A 19,420-nucleotide genomic window follows, 5' to 3' on the forward strand; every position below is an offset into this window, starting at 1 on the left:
AGTACGCGGTGGACGAGCTTCGGGGAGTACGGCACCTGGGCCGGCTGGCTGGGCGTGCCTGGCCACACCGTCGCCGCCTTGCACCCAGGCGCCGTCACCGGCCTCAGCGAATGAGACCGATCGCCTCGATCTCGATCATCCACTCGGGGTCGGCGAGTGAGGAGACCTCGACGAACGACTCCGCGAGGTGGGGCTTGTCCGGGAAGTGTTCCGCGCGCAGTCTGGCGAAGACGTCCTGCTGCGTGATGTCGGTGACGAACACCGTCGCTTTGACCGTGTCGGCGAGGCTTGATCCGGCGTTCGTCAGCACTGTGGACAGATTTGCGAGCGCCTGACGTGCCTGGGCCTCGAAGTCTCCCACTCCGACCGTGGCCCCTTCGGGATCGATCGGGGCCTGTCCCGATGTGAAGACCAGGTTCCCCACCCGGATGCCGAGCGAGATGCCGGCCGACTCGTACCAGTCGGGCTCCGCGGTGACACGCACACGTTCTGCGGCGGGCTGTGTAACGGCCATGCTGCTGACACTCCCTCAAAAGCTTGCGTACTGAAGCCGAATGTTGTGATCGCCACCCGGCGTGATCCACGTACGACAGCTACGGGAGATGGTGATCCATTCCCGAGGGCTCCGGGTCCTCGCGGTTCCCCGACGGGCTGGCCGTGGAGGAGGACCCCAGGGGCGGCTCGGCGACAGGCTCTGCGCGGTCTGTCGGAATGCGAGTGATGCCACGATCAGCCCCGCTGTTGGATCGGTGGCTCGAACCGAAGGGCAGCCCGGCCCGACATGCGCCCGCCGCCGCCCAGACCGTGGCGGGACACCGGGGGAGTGGCGCACCCGTGCCCGCCCTTGTCCCACGATGCGGCATCGAGCAAGCCGATCGCCTATGTGGCCCGGGACGTCGTCCCGCGGATGATGCGCACTGCGCGGCCCTGTGCACAGAGACCGGCCGCCTTCGGCTCAAGGCTGTCCTGGTCCACTGCCCCGAATTCGATGCCCTCACCGTTCACGCCCGGTCCTTCGGCCAGATGCTCACCGAGCTCCAGGGCGAACGGCTGCAGCAGTGGATCGACACCGTTCGGCAAGACGACCTCCCCAGCCTGCACACCCTCGCCGTGTGCATCGACCGTGACCGCGATGCCGTCATCGCCGGTCTCACCCCGCCCTGGAACTCTGGCATCGTCGGAGGCCACGTCAACCAAATCAAGATGCTCAAGCGCGAGCTCCCGCCGCGCCTGGTCGGACTCTGCTTCAGGCATTGTCCCCAGAAGATCGATGAACTCGCTCCCCTGACCACTCCACAGCTCGCTGACCAGGTGGCCGACGCCTTTGCAGGACCTTGGCCGCGTCGTCCGGATCCATCTGCTCGCCTTCGCAGCCCTCGACGAACCACAGGACATCGACCAGGGCCTCGGCCAGGCGTGGGTCAGGGACGAGTACACGGGCATCGAAGCGGACTCCTGTCGACGGTCACGCTATTCCCGAGGGCAAACGTCACGTGATTTCCCAGTCTCCCGGTTGATACGGTGCCCGGCCGTGGCTGGCGCCCTCTACGCACCGAGCGCACCACGGGTGCCAGCGGGCCCGGCTGCCGGTGCACCGGCAGGCCCTACGATCGGCATCATGACCTCTGCACTGATCCTCATCGACCTGATGCCCCGCATCATCGCCCTCCCCCTCGCCCCGCACTCCGGTGACGAAGTCCTCGCGCGCTGCCGCCAGTTGGCCGAGTCGTTCCGGGCGAGCGGGCGGCCAGTGGTACTGGTTCGAGTGGAGCGCCCCAACGTCGCTGAGCAGCCGCCGGGCAGCGACTTCGCGGACGGCCTGGTACACGGCAGCGACATCGTGGTGGTCAAGCGCACCATCGGCGCGTTCTATGGAACCGATTTGGACGAGCAGCTGCGCAATCTAGGTGTGGACACCTTGGTGATCGCCGGGCTGGTCACCACGATGGGCGTCGAGTCCACCGCACGGGCAGCGGCGGACCACGGCTACCAACTGGAGTTCGTAGCCGACGCGATGTCCGGACTGACCGCGGACGAGCACGAGTTCACCGTAGAGCGGATCTTCCCGCGCTTCGGTGAAGTGCGGAAAACCGACGACTACAGCTGACGCCCACTCAGCGAGTCGGTCCCCGGCCCACGTCCAGACACGACCGCCGTCCCCATGGGGAAACGTGACCACGAGGGTGGGGGAATCACGTGGCGCTGACCGTGTAGGGCGTGGGAAATTGCTGGACCGCTTACAACTCCCGGCATGTCACGGCAGGAAGGCCCGGCCATCCCACCACACCGCACTGACATCACACTCAGTCAGACTCCACGTGGGCGGACTCCATCGCGGCCTGCTTGGTGGGTTCGATCGCCTCGCCGGTCTTTTCGGAAATCTGGGAGGCAGCCCGCTCCTCGGCCAGCGAGGTGGGCAGAAGCGAAGAGGCCAGAGCCCGGCACCGATGGCGATCAGTCCGGCCGCCGGCGGATTGCCCTGCGTCTGCCTCACGGCCTGCTCCGGCGCGTTGCTGACGGCGTCAGCGACCTGGCCGGCCGTCTTGCGCATGGTGTCGGTTGCAGGTCAGAGGTCACCTCCGACAGCGGCTCTGAGGGCGGGGCGCCGTTCCGGTGGCGTGCACGATCGACGACTGCGCGGCAGTTGAGCAGGATCTCCGGCGATGCTGCCAAGGCGTTGACCACTGCGGGTCCGCGCGTCGAGCCGCACCGCGAGGACCGGCTGATCGCCACCGCGCAACACCTTGCTGGAGCGGATGCCGGGCGGCGCAGGCCAAGCATCGGTGCTCGACAGGAGGCGGGGTTCACCCCTCAACGTCGGCCCGCCTTTCATGCAAGGCGGGCCGACATCGCATTGCACAACCCGACGGGGCCGACAGGGCCCGCGCAACCACAGGCATCCGTGCACACCGCGCCCCACCCGCACCGTCCACACCTCCTGACCGGCGGTTACGCAGAGGGGACAGCCCGACGTGCGAGCCCCCTCCCGGCGCGGTTCAGAACCAGAGTTGGTGGGCCGAGTTGTTGCAGGGGAACGCGCGCACACCCTGCTCGCTGTCGTCGAGGCACTGATCCGTGGCCCGGTTGCTCAGGATGATGTTCCGGCCGACGCCGACCGCGAGCCACTGCTGGTGGTGCGACTGGTGATCACACGGCACGGTCTTCAGACTCCCTGCCCACCCTCCCTCGTCCACGAGGCAGTCGGCCGTCACGAGGCTCTCCAGCACCGCGTACGCGTTGTCGACGCGGTGCACGAACCACTTCTGGTAGGCGTCACCGTTGCAGCTGAACGTGCGCAGGCCCGCCTCGTGACTGTCATCCAGACACAGTCCGGTGCTCACGTTCTGGTACGTCTGCAAGGGAGCCGCCGTGGAGAGGCCGGCCCTTGTGTCGGAGGCGGGCGCCGACGACGCGGAGGTCAGCGCATACGCGGCCGTGAGAAGCACCGCGCAGGTCAGAGTACGGATTCGCATATGCCGGACAGTAGGGAATGAACCGACCGGCATATGCCCTACGCGCGAGGCATCACTCCAATGGGCGCAATGATCACCTTGTCACGATGGGTAGTCATCGGCCTGTCGAGCAGTCCGGCCCGCACCCTCGGAGATTCCCATGCGCAAGACCCGCACCACCGCAGTGCTGTCCCTCCTCGGCGCCGTGGCGCTCACCCTCGGATCCTCCTCGCCGGCGAGCGCGGCAGCCGGAGCCAGGCGCCAGATCTGTCCTGACCACACGATGTGCGTGTTCTGGAGCGACGACTACACCGGCGAAGCGGAGTACTTCTACCCCATGACGCCCGGCTGCACCTGGCTGGTGACGAGGCGGTACTCGGTGATCAACAACACGGACCAGGCATTCGTCTTCTGGAAGAACGTCAGTTGCTCGCACGGAGGCGAGCACAAGCGTGTCGACGGCGGCATCATGGAGCCACTGCCCTTCGGTGCGGCGACACTCTCCCCGGTCTGACAGCAGCGGGGGCTTTCCGCGCCGCCGCCATGCCCGTTATCGAACCCTCCTCATCCGCTGAGCTTGGTGTTCAACTCGTGGGAGCCAATTCATTTGGGCGGGTCATCAGTTGACGATTGCCCGTGCCCTGCAGCCCACTTGTCATCGGCTGGTCATTCGGAGGTGATCTGCAGGCCGGGAACACGAAGACGGGCGTCGAGCTTGATGAAGCTCGGAGCAACGGTGAAGCGGAGGGTGAAGTGGTTCGCGGCTGTCGTCGCAGGGGCGGCAACCTTCATGGTGTGGTCGGCCGGTCCCGCGGAGGCAGGCACGGCGGACGTCCGCCGGACTCTCTACCTGACGGATTACCCGAGACGGAGTGATTCGCAGCACCCAGATCCGTCACATCTACCTGGCAGCGGACTACTACCTCTGAGCGGTGCTCCTGTTCGACGAGAGCTCCCACCAGATAGTGCCTGGCAGCCGGCTGCGGCGAACCAGCTGGCTCCGAGCGAACACCTATGCCTGGCCTTGCGCCATCGGAGGCGCCACCAGCGGTCTCTACCGGAACTGGTGCACGCTTTCGGCCGGCACCGACAAGGCAGAGGTAGGACCGACCGCCTTCGGCATAGAGGGCAGCGGAAACTACACGATCACCGGGCGCCTCCTCGGGTCGTAGTCAGCCGGGCCCCGTCCTCTGGGATTGCCGGGCGGTCTGCCGGAACCCCTCCCTGCTGACCGGGCGGCTCGCGCGGCTTCGCGGCGGCAGCGCCAGGACTGCGGACAGGCGGCGCGGTGATGACCGTAGGCACGGTCCGAGTTGGCTGCTGCACGCGGCGCAGGTCGCCAGCACCTACGAAAGAGCTGCCGAGACCGAGTACGACTCCAAAGGACTGAAGCCGCAGCCCAGAGGACTGCGGCCGCGTCGCCGTCCTGGCACCAGCCACCCTGTCCGCCAGGCCACGTCACAACAGCGAAGGCAAGTGATCAGCGCGAAACCGGGCCCAGAATCACCACGGCCGAGGAACTGCCCTCACGCGGCTGCACCGCACCAGTACGGCACCACTGCTCGTACCCCGAGTAGACGCCCGATCTCAGCCGTCTCCGCAGATCTGGAACGGATGGGCGGTCATATCCGCGTGGGCGCCCAGCATGTAGGCGGGTTGGCGCTCTGCCAGCGCGGCCCGCACATGGGCGTTGATGCAGTGGGCGGCATCGGCCACCACGACCAGCCGCGTTCAGCCGACGAGTTCAACAGCCAGGCCGGTTTTTGCAGCACCGGCCTGGCTTTCCTTATCCCTGCGGGATGGCGTCGATCACCCTTTGCGGAACGGTCCACACGACCGTCCCGGTGTCTTCCGTCAACAGCCGCTGACCACCGGACAACAGCCAAATCGCATCAGCGGCAGGCGCCTTGAGTCGGGTGCCGTCGGCTATCTGGCGTGGCAGTCCGTCCCAGATGCGAGCTGGGACGGTTTGGAGGGGTTTTGTGCCGTAGCCGGTTTCGTTGCGTTCGGTGGCGGAGTGGAAGGGTATGAGTGCGCCGCCGACGATGGCTGCTTCTCCGGTTGTTCCTGCCTTGCCGAGTCGGGTGCCGTCGGCTATCTGGCGTGGCAGTCCGTCCCAGACGCGTGCTGGCACGGTTTGGAGGGGTTTTGTGCCGTAGCCGGTTTCGTTGCGTTCGGTGGCGGAGTGGAAGGGTATGAGTGCGCCGCCGACGATGGCTGCTTCTCCGGTTGTTCCTGCCTTGCCGAGTCGGGTGCCGTCGGCTATCTGGCGTGGCAGTCCGTCCCAGACGCGTGCTGGCACGGTTTGGAGGGGTTTTGTGCCGTAGCCGGTTTCGTTGCGTTCGGTGGCGGAGTGGAAGGGTATGAGTGCGCCGCCGACGATGGCTGCTTCTCCGGTTGTTCCTGCCTTGCCGAGTCGGGTGCCGTCGGCTATCTGGCGTGGCAGTCCGTCCCAGACGCGTGCTGGCACGGTTTGGAGGGGTTTTGTGCCGTAGCCGGTTTCGTTGCGTTCGGTGGCGGAGTGGAAGGGTATGAGTGCGCCGCCGACGATGGCTGCTTCTCCGGTTGTTCCTGCCTTGCCGAGTCGGGTGCCGTCGGCTATCTGGCGTGGCAGTCCGTCCCAGACGCGAGCTGGCACGGTCTGAAGGGGCTTTGTGCCGTAACCGGCCTCCTGCAGTTCCTCGATGTGGATGAAGGGGACGACTGCACCACCGACAACGGCTCCCTGGGCCGTGGCACCGCTCCTGCCCACCAGCGTGCCGTCCGGGATCGTCGTGCTCATGGCGTCCCACACACGAGGCGGAACGGCCTGGAGGGGCCGGTTCCCGTACCCGGTCGCGTTGCGCTCCTCCTCGGAGTGGAAGTCGATCCGGGCTCCACCGACCACCGCCGCCTCCGATGTCGTTCCGCTCCTCTGCAGACGCGTACCGTCGGCGATACGCGTGCTCATGGCGTCCCAGACACGAGCAGGGAGCACATGGAGGGGCCGGTCGCCGTACCCGGTCGCGTTGCGCTCCTCCTGGGAGTGGAAGTCGATCCGGGCTCCACCGACCACCGCCGCCTCCGACGTGGTGCCGCTCTTTCCGATACGGGTACCGTCAAGAATCTTCGTGGGCAGGGATTGGAACGCTCGGGCCGGTATGTACCGGAGGCGTGTTCCCCAGTCGGTACCAAATCCGGAGTCAACGACTTCCTGCGGGTTGGCGAAGTCAATCCGGGCGCCGCCCATGATGGCCGCCACCGGCGTCGTTCCCTGCGAGCCCTGGATCAGCAGGCCGTCATGGGGTACGGGCGGGAGCGTGTGGAAGTGGCGGGACGGAATGCCGCGGACCTTGCTGGTCCAGTTGTCGCCGTAGCCCGCATCGATGACCTCTTGGGGGTTGGCGAAGGGAATCGCCGCTCCTCCGAGGATCATGGCCACCGGGGTAGACGTTCCTCCGCCGGCACCCTGGACCAGCGTGCCGTCGGCCGGAATCGTGCCGAGGCTCCGATAACTTCCGGGGGAGATGGCGACGACACGGCTCGCCCAGTCCTGGCCGTACCCGGCGTCGACGACCTCCTGCGGGGTGGCGAAGGGGATGAGGGCGCCGCCCACGGTCACGGATACGGGCAGGTCGGTCGAGCCGCTCTTCGCCTGAACCAACTGCCCGTCGGAGGGTGACTGGTTCATGTGGTCACGGGCGTCCACGGACCACGACGACACCTTGACCGGGGTGCCGCAGTTGACGGGCGGGTCGCAAGTCTCTTGCCATAGCGGTGCACCGCCCACGAACAGGTGGACTCGTCCCTGCTGGTCGATGACGGTCGAACCGTTCCTGGGGGTCTTGGGTCCGGCGTCGATGACCGCCTGAGTAGTGGGGTGCGGCGTGGTGGGGCAGATGCCCTCGGCGCAGGTTGCCTGCCAGATGGGGGCGCCACCGACCATCTTGTACACACGGCCGGTGTCAGTGGTCGCTAGGAGCGTTCCGTCGGCGAGGCCGTGCACCGAGGTCACAGGCTGGGGGCCGGTGGGCGGGACGGGAGTGGCACCGGGCGCGGAGCCGCCGCCGCCCTCCCCACGGCCGTGGGGAGGGCATTTCGCCTGGCTTGGCAGGCCCGTGAAGACACAAACCCACGAGAACACCGGTATCGTGGCGAAGGCCTTTGTCGTATCAGGACTGCGCTTGCACCAGTAGGCTCCCCCGAAGTAGGCCATTTCCGACGGGCCTGACCTGCTGTAATTGATCATCAGGTACCGGACGTACGGCTGAGCGTATAGGCCCGTGTGCGGTGGCACCGGGTAGGTTTCCTCGTTGAGGGTCGTCGTCTTGTCGATGACCTTCTCGGCCCACCCCGCCTCCAACACGGCTTTTATGACGTAGGTTGCCTCGACGGAACCGGTCACGGATGTAGTGGTCTCGACCTCGTGCGCGGTCGTGTAGCCGACCTTATGACTGCCCTGTAGATCCGTGCTGTTGTAGACACCAGTAGCACTACCGAAAGGCCGAACAACGTACTTGCGGCTCGACAGATTGACGTCGACCTTGGGTATGTCCTGGCACAGATACCAGCCGAAGATGTCGGCGCGGGCTGGTGAACTGCCGGCCAGCAAGCCGCTCACCGCCAACACCAGGGTCAGTGCCGCAGTCAGCAACGCGGCAGGCAGGCGATGTCTCACCCGTGTCATCCCCCTTGAGTTCGCACGGCCTTCAGCAGGCGGTGCAGTCGAATTGCGGCAGTCAGCCGCAGCGGCACGACATGTGATGCCGGATGTCGCGCTCCAGGCGGTGCTGCGTGGCAATCATCGCCATGCGGCCTCCACAGTGCAAAGCATTCGAAAATCTTCGTAATGTTGGCGTGTCACAGGCTGGAGTCGAGTCGGCCTGATGCCCGTCAGGGCTTGCTCACGTCGAAAATGTCGCTTCCTTCATCCAGGGCGGTTCCTGGTTCCGTGATGGGGGTGGGCTGGTTGACGGTTCGTGCTGGTGGGGGCCGGGAGCAGTGCAGGCGTGGGGGTCCTGATCATGGCGGAAGGTGCCCAGGCCGGTGCCTTGGGTTTGTCCCCGCTGGGCGATCGCGGGCCGGATTTCGCGCTGCCGCAGGATCCGGCGGTACTCGTCGTGGTCGTAGCCGCGCTCGGCGAAAAGCGTGTCGGGCCGCCTGCGCCGACGCCCGACAACCCCGGCCACCGCTGCGATCCTGTTGAGCAGGGGCAGGAGTTGGGTGACGTCGCCCGAGGTTCCCGCCGGTCCGCGGGGGAGTGAGACGGAGCGTTGTGGCGGCGCTCAGCCCTCAGTCGAGTGCGGAGATCTCCGTCATGGCTGCGGCGAGCTGGCCGGGGAGGTCGTCAATGCCGGCACTCCGCCGACCTCGCCGGGGGTAGGCTGCCGTGGGTGTGATGTGTGCGCCGTCGGCCAGGACCGTCGTCGCGCGGAACATGGTGGCGGGGCTGATGCCGGCTTCCAGAGCGAGGTTGTTCTTCGTGAGCCGGCCGTCGCTGTGCTGCGATTTGCGCGCCAGGAGCCGGTCCATGGCGTTCGCGCTGCGGAGCTTGGCGAGGAGGACCTCGTGCAGCTGGGGCCACACCCCGGCCTCGGTCCACTCGGCCAGGCGGCGTCAGCAGGTCATGCCCGAGCCGAAGCCGAGTTCCTGCGGCAGGTATTCCCAGACGCTCCCGGTGTGCACGACGAAGAGGATGCCCTGGCACACCAGCCGGTCCGGATGCCTCTTCCGTCCGGGGTGCCGGGCTCGACGCTCGACCCCGGGCAGCAACAGATCGCTCTCCGCCCACAGTTCGTCATCGACGTCCCACGGGTTCGGCCGCGCCACCCCGCACCCCCGGATCATCGGTCCCGCAGTGATCCAACCACCTTGAAGATCATTTTCTTAGGAGTTCTTGGCCGTAGGGTCGCGCGCGGCGGCCCATGGCGAGCGGGAGGCTACTCAGCTGGTACCTCACCGGAGGGAGGGTTCTGTGGGTCCGCCTGGTTGATCAGGCTGAGCAAGTACTCGGCCACGCTCCGGGCACGGGTACCAGTCATGCCCCTCTGCCGCCCCCTGAGCACGAGGCTCACGGCGCCTTGGGACAGATTCGTAGCTGCCGCAATCTGTCGGACCGAGGGGGCCCCTGCCAGCTCGCGCAGGGCTCCCCACATCGCAGGACTGTGCCGTTCATGAACGAGGTACGGCAGAAGCTCCTCTTGAGCGGAGCGCCGCATATAACTCTGCACCTGGGTCCGCCAGAACTCGTGCTGATCACGCCAAGCCCACCTGGGGAAATGGTCATCAGCTTGTTCGTTGGCGTACCTCTCGGCGAAAGCAGCCGCCTTCAGCTCCGCTACACCTCCAGTGGATTCGGCTTGTTCCTCGCCCACAAGTAGCCCCGACAGTACGCCGGCTCGTCGCAACAGTTCCAGCACGCGTTCGACAAGCTCAGGGTCCGACGCCACATCGGCTCGTCGCAACTGCTCCAGCACGCGCTCGACAAGCTCGGGGTCCGAGGCCACGTCGGCTCGTCGCAAATCCTCCAGCACATGCTCGACCAGCCCAGGGTCTGGCCTCGTCTGCATGCGGCGGATGTCCTGCCGAACATTCTCGTCGCGGGCGATTAGGCAGTGTACGTTCTCCCTTGCCTGCTCGCGCAGGGCTGCCAGACGGCGCCGTTCGATCTCGGTCTCCGTCTCCATGCGTCGCGTGAGCCAGTGCACTTCATCACCACCCCAGGCGCGGACGAGAGCAGCGAGGACCGGCACGCTGGGAAGTCGTTCGCCGCGCAACGCGGCATAGAGGGTCGACCTAGGCATGTTGTTGGCAGCCGCGATCGCATCGACGGTCTTGGCCTCGAACCCTGCTTCAACGCGCAGCTGGCGCAAGGCGAGGGCGAATTGAGCTAAGGGGCCGTCGTCGGGGTCCAGAGGAGTGGGACGTCGAGGCATGTGGTCTACACCTGTTGTCTCGCGTAGTGCGCGGTTTGTCAGCGCATTGTCTCGACCCCCTTACGGGGCGGCAAGAGCGTCGCGAAACTTGGAACCACCAACTCAGCGGCCACCAGGCGCCTCTGCCTCGCAAGCATCGTGAGGACGCCTGGCAGCCGGACCGCCGCTCTCGCGGCAGATAGGACGGCAATGATGCTGACGCCCTTTGGCCATGATGGACCCCGCCACCCCCTCCACCGCAAGCCCCGTCTCAAGCTTGTTGTTGTTGGCGTGCTTGTGGTCGGAGTCGCCGCGGTGATCCCGCCGGACCACATGAGCGCTGTCTCGCAGGCGGTGGGGGCCGCCGCCGCGTGCACGATGGTGCTGCGCAGCACGCAGGAGGACGGGCTGGTGCTCGGCTGACCGTCTGCACGAGGCAAGGCCCCGGCTTCGGCCGGGGCCTTCTTACCGGACCGCGCCGGTCTACTTCTTCGGGTCGTGCTCGCGGATTTCTCACTGCCCGGGGACCCCTTGGCGACGCCGTCGGCGACGCTCTTGTGCTGCGAGGAGTCGGTCATGACCTATTCCGCACACCGGAATATCCGAACCTACGCACATGGATGGAGCACACTCGGCAGGCCGCCTTCGCGCTCCGGGGGGGGGAGCGGCCCATGTCGACCAGGCCGCTCACGTCCTGGCGCTCCTGGTTGCTGCACTGTTCCTCGCCGCTGTCTGACCGACCTTGCCGCCGGTCTGAGACACCACTTCGGGTGATCGGCCATGGACGCTCGTCGCCCCATTCGGTCCGCGATTCAAACAGACGGGACGACTCGGCGACGGCGGTGTCACCACCGTGCCGCTCTGCTCCGGTTCGTGTGCCCTCGCCTCGGCTGGGGTCGGCCATGCGTTCGTGTCGATCGGGTGCGGGCTGACCAGGCGTACGCCTCCCGCAGGAACCGCGCCTGCCTGCGCCGTCGCGGGATCCGCTGCACTGTCCCGGACAAGGCGGACCGGGCCCGCGACCGCCGCAAGCTCGGCTCCCGTGGTAGCCGACCGCCGCGCTTCGACCCGGTCGGCTACCCGTCAGCGCCGTGCGGTCGAGTGTGGGATCAACCGCCTCAAGAGGCACCGTGCTGTCGCCACGCGATACGACAAGCTCGCCGTCCGCTACGAGGCGATCGTGCTGGTCGTGGCCGTCAGCGAGTGGCTGTGACCTTGGGCCGTCACGTGGTGGGATCCACGTTCCATGCCGCGGGCAGATCGCTGCCGCAGAAGACACAGACGAAGTCGTCCTCACGGACGATGTTGTGCTCCTGGCAGTCGGGGCATCGCCGGAACACCACCTTGTGGGTGAAGTCGGATGGCCGCCGGAGCTCTGCAGCGTCCAGGGCGCGGGCGACTTCCGCCCAGGAGGTGACATCTGGGCAGTAGCCGGTGGACTGGTTGCTGACCTCGCTCACGGTCCACCGGTCTGCCTCGCGGATGAAGCTGATCTCGCCAGCGCTCAGGACCATGTCTCCGCCGGCACAGGCCACGTGCTCGCTCCGGCGAGGCGCCAGCCGAAGCACCCCGTCCACGCCGACCACGAAGGTGAACGGTTCGGCCAGCTCGGCTGCTGGTTGCTCCAGGATCCAGCCGTCGAAGTCAGCTGCCGAGCCGATACGACGCCCGCCGTCACCGGGCCGGACCGCGGCCTTCAGCTCGACCGGTCCGACGTATCGATAACTCCGCCCCCGCTCAGTCACGTCAGCCAACCTAGAGCACTTCCGACACACGCCTAGGCCGTTTCCTTCGGATCATCTGATCGTTGGTTGATGTGTGTCGTTGACTGACGCCCAGTGGGCGAGGATCGAGCCCTTGCTGCCGGACCGGACGCCGAAGCGGGGTGGGCGGTGGCGTGATCACCGGCAGGTGGTCGACGCGATCTCGTTCAAGTACCGCACGGGCACGCCGTGGATGGACCTGCCCGAGCATTTCGGCTCGTGGAAGGGCGCCCGCAACCGCCTGCGGAAGTGGGCCGCAGAGGGCACCTGGGAGAAGGTCTTCACCGCCCTGCTCGCCCAGGCCGACACCGAAGGTGATCTCGACGGGATCGTCGCGGTCGACTCCACGATCGTCCGGGCTCATCAGCACGCTGCCGGGGCCCGTCAAAAGGGGTCCCGGTCGGCGAGCCGGACGACCATGCCCTCGGACGGTCCCGCGGCGGTCTGACCACGAGGATCCACCTCGCCGCGGACAGCCGCTGCCGCCCGCTCGCCTTTCGCCCTCACCCCCGGCCAGGCAGGCGATGCACCCGCGTTCCCGGAGGTCATGGCCCAGTTACGGGTGCCGCGGCCGACCGCCGGCCCAGGGCCACCCCGGACGTGGTCCTGGCCGGCAAGGCCTACTCGTGTCGGCGTACACGTGAACCTGCCCAGGCACGTACGGATGAACATGCTCACCTCCTGACGTATCGGAGATTGATCGTGGGCAGTGTGCTGCCGGCCTGTGAAGGGTGGCGGAGGGCGGCCGACCGTGGTCTTGGACCCGCAACGATGGATGGAGCTTCGACGCTGCGCGGGCTGTTCGAGTCCGGGGCGATGAGCCTGTCGGAGTTCGCGAAGGAGAGCGGACTCAACCGCCGAACGGTCCAAGCGCTACGAAAACGGCTCGATCATCTTGACCTCGAACAAGACCTTCAGCGAATGGGGACAGGTGCTCGGCGACGAAGTCCTGGCCACAGCCATCCTCGACCTACTCCTGCATCATTGCGACGTCGTCTCCATCAACGGACCCAGCTACCGGCTCAAGAACCGGCTCGCCGCCATCGAACGCGACACCAACGTGGCCTGATCACATCAACTGCCCGTCACCCGTCGTCATCCCGCCGGCTTCCTAGGCGGGCTGGCGGGGAGGCAGAGCCGCACGGGCACGCCAGAAATCCGCGTCGCGAGGGTCGGTGAGCCATCCGATCAGACGCTCAGCACCAGCTTCGAAGGCGCGGGGCAGTGAGGTCTCCTCGCCAACGACAAGCCTGAGGGCGTCGACGTCATGGCTAGCGTGATCGGTGTCGCACCAGCAGGCCACGTTCACCGCCGCGTCGACCGCGAGCTGGCCGAAGTCTGTCCACACGACTTGAAGCAGGAACTCCAGCTGATCACCCCCATCCGCATGCTCAATGACATCCAGGCCAAGCACGACGGGCGTCCACGGCTGCGGGCCCGGGAAGACCACGTGATCCAGTGCCCACTCCCACTCGGCCTTGTCTCCTTGCGCGCGAGCCGCATCGACTGCACGAGCGGTTTGTTCCAGGGATTCCACGTCGGCAGGCGACAGGCGGGGGAAGAGCGTGGTCAATGGGACATCGTCGAAGACACCTTGCATGAGCCGATCATGCGTTCGCTTTGCCGCCAACGACAAGGGCCCACCGCCCTGAGGTTTCCCACCACACGACCGGCATCCCGACGCTCACGAAGCTGAGCACGTTCATCCGTACCTGGCTGAGACCTTCAACGAGTACGCCGACAACTCGTCCCGCGCGATCCCGGAGCCACCTGCGTCGGCGCGGGATCCGGGCGGTGATCCCTCAACCCTCCGACCAGGTCGCCAAGCCCAAGAAGCGAGGCCGATCAGGCGGCCGCCCACCTGCCTTCGACCGCGAGGCATACAAGCAGCGCAACACCGTCGAGCGGTGCATCAACAAGCTCAAGCACTGGCGCGGTTTGGCCACTCGATACGACAAGACCGCCACCGTCTACCTCGCCGGACTCCACATCGCCGCCATCTTCATCTGGTCGGCGAAGTGATCCGCAGGAAACGGCCTAGCGCTCTGGGCCTGCCAGCAGCAGGGTGCTCCGGGCGCGGCCGGCGCAGGAGGACCAGGCGGTCGAGGCCCTCGAGGACGGCTTCGTCGTCGAGGTTGGCGGGCCGTGCTGGCTACGATGGTGTCGGTGGCCACGGTGAGGCTGCACGTGGCAGCTGTCGCCGTCCGCGTCGTTCGGGCCGTCGGGAGCGACGGCCCACCGGCGTTTCTCGGAGTGGACGAAGGCCCGCGTGTGGGCCAGGCTCTACCGCCTGGTCTTCGACGAGGGCGGCTCCCCGGGGCGAGCCGGTGCTGGTCCCGTTGTGTGATCGACTCGGTGAACATGCGGGCGGTGAAAAGGGGGGCCTGACAGGCCGTAACCCTGTGGACCGGGGCAAGTGCGGCTCGAAGATTAACCTGGTCACCGAGCGGACCGGTCTGCCCGTCTCCGTGGGAAGCTCGGCAGCGAGCCTGTACGGCAGTCAGGCCCTGATTCCGCTGGTGAAGGGCATACCCCCGATCCGGTCCCGCTGCGGGCCCCGGCGGCGCAAGCCGGGCAAGCTTCACGGCGACAACGGTTACGACTACTCCCACCTGCGACAATGGCTGCGCGAACGTGACATTACCGCCGCATCGCCCGCAGGGGCGTCGAGTCCTCGCAGCGACTGGGCCGTCATCGCCGGGGCCGTCAAAACGCATCATGGCCTGACTCGCCGGCTGCCGACGACTCCACCGCCGCTACGAACGCAAAGCGGCACACTTTGTCGGCTTTGCCGCCATCGCCCGCACCCGCATCTGCTACCGCAGACTCGGCGGCCTCCCGCCTCGCCAAAATTCGATGGCGCCCGTGAAGTGGTGTGATCACCCTGATCCAGTGACAGAACCCAAGCATCAGATCCGAGCCCTTCACACGGACGCCACGGTCACCGTCTACCAGGCGTACTCGCCGGAGATCGCTCTGGCGGCGGCCCGGAACGGCCGCTTCCCAGCAGAGTGGCAGCGGGACCGGATGACGTGGATCAAGCCGTCATTCCTGTGGATGATGTACCGCTGCGGATGGGGCACCAAGGAACGTCAGGAGCACGTCCTCGCCGTCGAGATCACCCGGGAAGGCTTCGAGTGGGCGCTGCGGCACGCCTGCCTGTCGCACTATGAGCGCGGACTCCACACCGACCGCAACGCCTGGAGACGCCAGCTGAAGCGGGCCCCTGCCCGCGTGCAGTGGGATCCGGAACGCGACCTGCACCTTCAGCCTCTTCCCCACCGAACACTCCAGCTCGGCCTGGCCGATGAAGCCTCCCACCTTTACGCCGACGAGTGGATCGTCTCCATCACCGATGTCACAGCGCTGGCCCGCCTGGTGCATGCCCATGTGCAGGGCGGAGAGCTGGACGCTGCCCAGCAGCTCCTACCGCATGAACGTCCTTACCCCGTGAGTGATGAGGTTCTGGCTCACCTATACGGGTAGCTACACCACCACATGAGATGACGTCCAAGGATCCGAGGCGACCCGCTGGGAGAGGTTCGGCGCCACGCTCACGGCCGCCGGCTACCCAGTGCCCCGGACCGTGCGCGACCTGTCCGAGCTCAGGATCGTGTCTCGCCGTTACACGGGTGCTGGCTGCGGTTCCTCGAGGACCTTGGCGACCTTCCGCGCGAGCGCGGGGACGTGGGGCGGCAGGTAGCTGTCGAGCGCTTCGACGTCGGCGCACAACCGGGCCCGCAGCCCGTGCAGACATGCCTCGGTGAGCAGCCGCTGCTATCAGGCTCGTACATCAGCCTGCCTTCCGCGTGCCCCTGGCTCATCGAGTACGACCGCCGCGCGTCGTGATCGTTCTCGGGAGGAAGCGACGTGCCGAGCGTCCCGGCGACGCCGTGGTGGTCGGAATCCCTCGGGCCAGCCGCCCTGCTGCGCTGCTGCCGGATGTGGAGGTACAAGGACCGCGGCATCGGGGCGCCGCTCGGCCCGCTCGGGCTGCTCGCCGCCCAGCGCCGCGTCCTGAAGAAGGTCGCCAGGCTGCACCCACGACAACACGCAGCCCGCCACGACCACATCCTGGCCCACCTGCGCGCTGCCGGTCTCGGAGCGTTGGCCAACCTCGGCTTCCGCGGCCGGGACAACGACATCCTCGACCCGTGGTCGTCACCGAGCTGGAGAGGTTCACCGCCGACCCGGTCGGGGCCGCGGGGAAGGTGTGGCGCAGGCTCGGACGGGAGAGTGGCAGACGCTGGTCGAGGGGCTGGACCCGGACGGTGACCGGCTGTACGCGCCGCAGCGGGAACAGGCCCGGCGACGGAAGGCGGAGAGGGAGGCCGCTGAGCGGGAAGCGCGGTGACCGGTGTGCACGAGCTGCGGGGCGGAGTTCACTAACGACCGTTTGGACGAGGTGCGCGGGCGGGGCCGGTCCTGGTGTAGCGGGAGCGACGGCCTGTGTGCGGCCTGCGCGGGGGCGGTGAGCGTTCGGGGCGAGGTCGAATGCCTTGCTCGCCGTCGGGCGGAAGAGGTTGTTGTCCGCGCGGCGGTCGATCTTCCGGCGGCTCGGAGTTGCGGTGTGTGCGGGATCGGGCGGCGCCGGTAGCCGTGGGCAAGCCCGAGGGGGAGTGGGTGAGCCGTCTCTGGAGGGTAGCTTGCCCGATCCGGCCGGGCCCCCTCAGAACGGAGAGGGCCCGGCGTTCATCGGCGGTCAACTGGCGTAGGTCGCTCTGCTGCCGACGTATGTTGGGTGATCAGGAATAGTCGTTTCGATAGGAGCGGCGAAGGATGTCGCGTTCCTGTCTGGTCTGGTCGTCCTCGTAGTCGATCATGATGGTGGGCTTGGCCGGCCGGGCGCGTACGTGCCTCCCATAGGCGTCGGTTGCCTTCAGCAGAAGGGCATCCTGGTGCGCTGCGGGCCAGCTCTGGATCAGGTATGCCTCCACGACCCCGCGTACCGATGACCCGTCGATCGCCAGGCCCCTGCCAGTGGCGTGCACACGCAGCCGGTAGCTGCCAGGGCCCTGGAACGCGAGGGAGGGCAGGTCTGCCGGGTCGTCCATGAGGGGCGTAACCAGCATCTCCCCGGACGGGGAGTGGCAGGAGATCTCGGCGATTTCTTCCCAGTCGCCGACCGGGTCGGGGCGCTGTGTGTGCAGTTCGACGGTTACCTCGACGTTGCCGGTGTGGATCCCCGTCAGCACCTCGATGTTGCCGCCGAGGGCGGATACAAGCCCGTTGTCGGTCCGGTGAACGTCATCGCTCAGCGCCCCTTCCGGGTCTTTGATCTGGAAAAGGTGGTACTCGGCGAATACCAGAGCTGTACGTGCGCCGTCTGGTTGGTTCACTGCGTTCCTCATCCGGGTCGATACCTGGGCTACTTGATCCGGACGACGAGGAACCGGTCGCCCACCAGGACGCGCTGCAGACGCAGCCGTTGAGCGCCCGGCCTCCGTCGGTGTGGTGGGCCCTGGTCGATCATACGGCGGCTGAATCGGCCGCCGCTGTGCTTTGCACCCTGCCATGTACTGGCGAAGGGATTCTCGTCCAGGACTTACCGGGCGGGCGCTGCAGGCTTCGCGGGCACGCCTCGTCTCAGTTCTCGTCCTTTTTCCCGAGGTCGATGAGCCGCGTGAGGTAGTTCGTCGTTCCGTACCTGCCCGGGGCCCGGTGGCCTGGGCGTCCCTGATGTGGTCAGCCGGTCCTGGCCACGGCCCGTTTTCGTAGATGAGCAGCGGCACGCTGCGGAGGTTCACGCAGCCGACCTGGCGGGTAGCTCCGGGCATAGCAGTGTCACAGCGGACTTCGAAGCTGGACAGCTATACGGGGTTCAAGGGACCGAGCGGTGCAGGCGTGCCGCGACCCCTTGTGCTCAGAACCAGGCGACCTTCCACAAGTTCCCGGCGCTGAAGTGGTGGATGCTGGCCGGTGACGGGTTCTTCGTGACCCTGCCGGGATTCGAGCACTGCTCGCTGGTGGCAATCGCCTGCACGTGGCACAAGATTGGCTGATTGCACGCTCATACAGCCAAAGCGGCGGGACGAGGCCAGACCCGGAGGACTGGCCTCCTTGACTTCGGTGATCAGCCGGTCAGCGGCTGCCACCGGTCTTCCCGCTCGGGGTCGATGCTGCTCAGCCACACCAGCGTCCCGTCGATCAGGCCAGGCTTGTCCCGCACGGCCAGCGCTGGTGATTCGAGCATGTCGGCGGCTTCCTCCAGGTAGGTGACCAGCGTGTCGCGCTCCTCGCCGGCGTCTTCGCTGTAGCGGGACCAGCGGTCCAACAGGCCGGTTTCCGTGTCGAGATACAGTCCGGTGGTGCGGTCGGCGGGGCCGAGGGCGACCACCGGGATCCAGGTCGGTTTCCACACGATGGTCCGCTCGTCCGCGGTATTGGAGATGTTCTGACCGGCCTGGAGGTCCATCCTCAGCCGGTAGACGGCGGCCACCGCGTCCAAGGTCATCAGGGCCCAGTTGCCGGGCATGCAGCCCCAGCCGTTGGCCCCGTCGTCGCCCTCGGCCAAGAGCCAAAGCGTGCGAAGCTCCGCGGGTATGAAGACGCCGAGTTCGGCCTCAAGGGCGGCCAGGGCATCGGGGCTGGCGCCCGCACGGAGCGCGGCACGAGAGGCGGGGGCATTGCGCCGGAGCCAGCTCGTGATGCGGTGCCAGGCGTCGGCGATCTCCCGCACGACGACCGCTTCGGTCGCAGGATCAGTAGCCCTGACCTTCTCCTGCGCAGACTCCTCGCCCTGGGCGGTCACGTCGGATTCGGGCGACGGAACTGCGTTGATGTACCGGATCTCGATCCGGTCGGGCTCGCGGACGTACCCTATGGCGAGAGCGGGGCAGTCCTCGATCATGTCTCCGTCGATCGACACCGTGAGGACGCCGGGACGTTCTGACGGCTCGCCCATATCCGGGTTATCGGTCAGCCAGCCGGCCACAGCCTTCAAGGCGTAGGGGGCGCCGCCCCCTAACCGGGCGGCGGCGCTGCGGGCGAGCGGATCGATCTCGACGTTCACGGCCCAGGCTCCTTACCGATCGGATGCGGGACATCGCCCCTGACACCCTAAGCCGCCCCTGTTCACTGGTGGATCGTGGCGGAAACCAGCATGTGCAAAAGCGTCCTGTCCGAGGATGTGGGGTGCGAGACGGTCCGATCCCAACTGCCGCCGCGTGAGGTGTGGTTGTGACCCCTTTCACAGGTCTCCGCCCGCCGATGAGGCAGGGACGTCCAACCGGTAGCCGGGCGGAGTGTGTCTGATACGTGAGCAGCGGGACCACTGGCTTCGGACCAGCTGGCCCGCAGTGGTGACAGCTCA

14 protein-coding genes and 5 pseudogenes are annotated in these 19,420 nt (G+C 67.1%); 8 read left to right on the forward strand and 11 right to left on the reverse strand.

The window, feature by feature from the left end; genetic code table 11:
• Positions 1 to 103 precede the first annotated feature (103 nt).
• The gene (locus ACSU6M_RS33360) at positions 104 to 514 is read right to left on the reverse strand and encodes a RidA family protein (RefSeq protein WP_437074880.1); all 411 of its coding nucleotides are present in this window, start codon (positions 512 to 514) and stop codon (positions 104 to 106) included.
• 365 nt (positions 515 to 879) lie between these two features.
• On the reverse strand, positions 880 to 1,254 hold the full coding sequence (locus ACSU6M_RS33365) for a hypothetical protein (protein WP_437074882.1): 375 nt from the start codon (positions 1,252 to 1,254) through the stop codon (positions 880 to 882).
• 364 nt (positions 1,255 to 1,618) lie between these two features.
• Here ACSU6M_RS33365 and ACSU6M_RS33370 point away from each other — a divergent pair, with 364 nt between their 5' ends.
• Positions 1,619 to 2,107 (forward strand): isochorismatase family protein, encoded by a 489-nt coding sequence (locus ACSU6M_RS33370; RefSeq protein ID WP_437074883.1) that lies wholly within the window; start codon positions 1,619 to 1,621, stop codon positions 2,105 to 2,107.
• 889 nt (positions 2,108 to 2,996) lie between these two features.
• On the opposite strand, the gene ACSU6M_RS33375 is transcribed toward ACSU6M_RS33370, so the two are convergent.
• Positions 2,997 to 3,473 carry an RICIN domain-containing protein gene (locus ACSU6M_RS33375; RefSeq protein WP_437074885.1) on the reverse strand — a complete coding sequence of 159 codons (477 nt, stop codon included), beginning with the start codon at positions 3,471 to 3,473 and terminating at the stop codon, positions 2,997 to 2,999.
• Between the two features lie 139 nt (positions 3,474 to 3,612).
• Between ACSU6M_RS33375 and ACSU6M_RS33380 the strand changes: the two genes are divergently transcribed.
• The gene (locus tag ACSU6M_RS33380; RefSeq protein ID WP_437074887.1) at positions 3,613 to 3,966 is read left to right on the forward strand and encodes a peptidase inhibitor family I36 protein; all 354 of its coding nucleotides are present in this window, start codon (positions 3,613 to 3,615) and stop codon (positions 3,964 to 3,966) included.
• A 1,272-nt stretch (positions 3,967 to 5,238) separates the two neighbouring features.
• Here ACSU6M_RS33380 and ACSU6M_RS33385 read toward each other — a convergent pair.
• From ACSU6M_RS33385 to ACSU6M_RS33400, 4 genes and pseudogenes are all read right to left on the reverse strand, one after another.
• Entirely contained in the window at positions 5,239 to 8,109 is a 2,871-nt protein-coding gene (locus ACSU6M_RS33385) for a hypothetical protein (RefSeq protein WP_437074889.1), read from the reverse strand.
• Between the two features lie 349 nt (positions 8,110 to 8,458).
• Positions 8,459 to 8,690, reverse strand: a pseudogene (locus ACSU6M_RS33390) (transposase); the annotation flags it as partial.
• Between the two features lie 267 nt (positions 8,691 to 8,957).
• A pseudogene (locus tag ACSU6M_RS33395) lies at positions 8,958 to 9,260 on the reverse strand (transposase); the annotation flags it as partial.
• 110 nt (positions 9,261 to 9,370) lie between these two features.
• Complete coding sequence (locus ACSU6M_RS33400) at positions 9,371 to 10,366, reverse strand: helix-turn-helix domain-containing protein (protein WP_437074891.1); 996 nt, start codon at positions 10,364 to 10,366, stop codon at positions 9,371 to 9,373.
• A gap of 270 nt (positions 10,367 to 10,636) precedes the next feature.
• Here ACSU6M_RS33400 and ACSU6M_RS33405 point away from each other — a divergent pair, with 270 nt between their 5' ends.
• Positions 10,637 to 10,768 carry a hypothetical protein gene (locus tag ACSU6M_RS33405; protein ID WP_437074892.1) on the forward strand — a complete coding sequence of 44 codons (132 nt, stop codon included), beginning with the start codon at positions 10,637 to 10,639 and terminating at the stop codon, positions 10,766 to 10,768.
• Positions 10,769 to 11,568: 800 nt separating this feature from the next.
• On the opposite strand, the gene ACSU6M_RS33410 is transcribed toward ACSU6M_RS33405, so the two are convergent.
• Positions 11,569 to 12,090: a hypothetical protein gene (locus ACSU6M_RS33410; RefSeq protein ID WP_437074894.1), complete on the reverse strand. Its 522-nt coding sequence runs from the start codon at positions 12,088 to 12,090 to the stop codon at positions 11,569 to 11,571.
• 79 nt (positions 12,091 to 12,169) lie between these two features.
• Here ACSU6M_RS33410 and ACSU6M_RS33415 point away from each other — a divergent pair, with 79 nt between their 5' ends.
• Entirely contained in the window at positions 12,170 to 12,556 is a 387-nt protein-coding gene (locus tag ACSU6M_RS33415; RefSeq protein ID WP_437074895.1) for an IS5 family transposase, read from the forward strand.
• A gap of 417 nt (positions 12,557 to 12,973) precedes the next feature.
• Positions 12,974 to 13,177 (forward strand): annotated as a pseudogene (locus tag ACSU6M_RS33420) (ATP-binding protein); the annotation flags it as partial.
• A gap of 42 nt (positions 13,178 to 13,219) precedes the next feature.
• On the opposite strand, the gene ACSU6M_RS33425 reads toward ACSU6M_RS33420, so the two are convergent.
• Complete coding sequence (locus ACSU6M_RS33425; RefSeq protein WP_437074896.1) at positions 13,220 to 13,708, reverse strand: hypothetical protein; 489 nt, start codon at positions 13,706 to 13,708, stop codon at positions 13,220 to 13,222.
• 161 nt (positions 13,709 to 13,869) lie between these two features.
• Between ACSU6M_RS33425 and ACSU6M_RS33430 the strand changes: the two are divergent.
• The 3 genes and pseudogenes from ACSU6M_RS33430 to ACSU6M_RS33440 all read left to right on the forward strand — a co-directional run.
• Positions 13,870 to 14,130, forward strand: a pseudogene (locus tag ACSU6M_RS33430) (transposase); the annotation flags it as partial.
• A gap of 21 nt (positions 14,131 to 14,151) precedes the next feature.
• Positions 14,152 to 14,937: pseudogene (locus ACSU6M_RS33435) on the forward strand (IS5 family transposase); the annotation flags it as partial.
• Between the two features lie 27 nt (positions 14,938 to 14,964).
• Positions 14,965 to 15,594 (forward strand): DUF4291 domain-containing protein, encoded by a 630-nt coding sequence (locus ACSU6M_RS33440; protein ID WP_437075456.1) that lies wholly within the window; start codon positions 14,965 to 14,967, stop codon positions 15,592 to 15,594.
• A gap of 1,259 nt (positions 15,595 to 16,853) precedes the next feature.
• On the opposite strand, the gene ACSU6M_RS33445 is transcribed toward ACSU6M_RS33440, so the two are convergent.
• Both ACSU6M_RS33445 and ACSU6M_RS33450 read right to left on the reverse strand, forming a co-directional pair.
• On the reverse strand, positions 16,854 to 17,447 hold the full coding sequence (locus ACSU6M_RS33445) for a hypothetical protein (protein WP_437074897.1): 594 nt from the start codon (positions 17,445 to 17,447) through the stop codon (positions 16,854 to 16,856).
• Positions 17,448 to 18,181: 734 nt separating this feature from the next.
• On the reverse strand, positions 18,182 to 19,120 hold the full coding sequence (locus ACSU6M_RS33450; protein ID WP_437074899.1) for an SMI1/KNR4 family protein: 939 nt from the start codon (positions 19,118 to 19,120) through the stop codon (positions 18,182 to 18,184).
• Positions 19,121 to 19,420: the final 300 nt, after the last annotated feature.

This window comes from Streptomyces sp. enrichment culture, from assembly GCF_964272895.1.
Classification (GTDB): domain Bacteria; phylum Actinomycetota; class Actinomycetes; order Streptomycetales; family Streptomycetaceae; genus Streptomyces.

Coding starts and splice junctions, on each gene's coding strand:
- ACSU6M_RS33375 (WP_437074885.1), bottom strand. CDS start 3,473: ATGCGAATCCGTACTCTGACCTGCGCGGTGCTTCTCACGGCCGCGTAT.
- ACSU6M_RS33400 (WP_437074891.1), bottom strand. CDS start 10,366: ATGCCTCGACGTCCCACTCCTCTGGACCCCGACGACGGCCCCTTAGCT.
- ACSU6M_RS33360 (WP_437074880.1), bottom strand. CDS start 514: ATGGCCGTTACACAGCCCGCCGCAGAACGTGTGCGTGTCACCGCGGAG.
- ACSU6M_RS33440 (WP_437075456.1), top strand. CDS start 14,965: ATGGCGCCCGTGAAGTGGTGTGATCACCCTGATCCAGTGACAGAACCC.
- ACSU6M_RS33370 (WP_437074883.1), top strand. CDS start 1,619: ATGACCTCTGCACTGATCCTCATCGACCTGATGCCCCGCATCATCGCC.
- ACSU6M_RS33365 (WP_437074882.1), bottom strand. CDS start 1,254: ATGCCTGAAGCAGAGTCCGACCAGGCGCGGCGGGAGCTCGCGCTTGAG.
- ACSU6M_RS33425 (WP_437074896.1), bottom strand. CDS start 13,708: ATGCAAGGTGTCTTCGACGATGTCCCATTGACCACGCTCTTCCCCCGC.
- ACSU6M_RS33380 (WP_437074887.1), top strand. CDS start 3,613: ATGCGCAAGACCCGCACCACCGCAGTGCTGTCCCTCCTCGGCGCCGTG.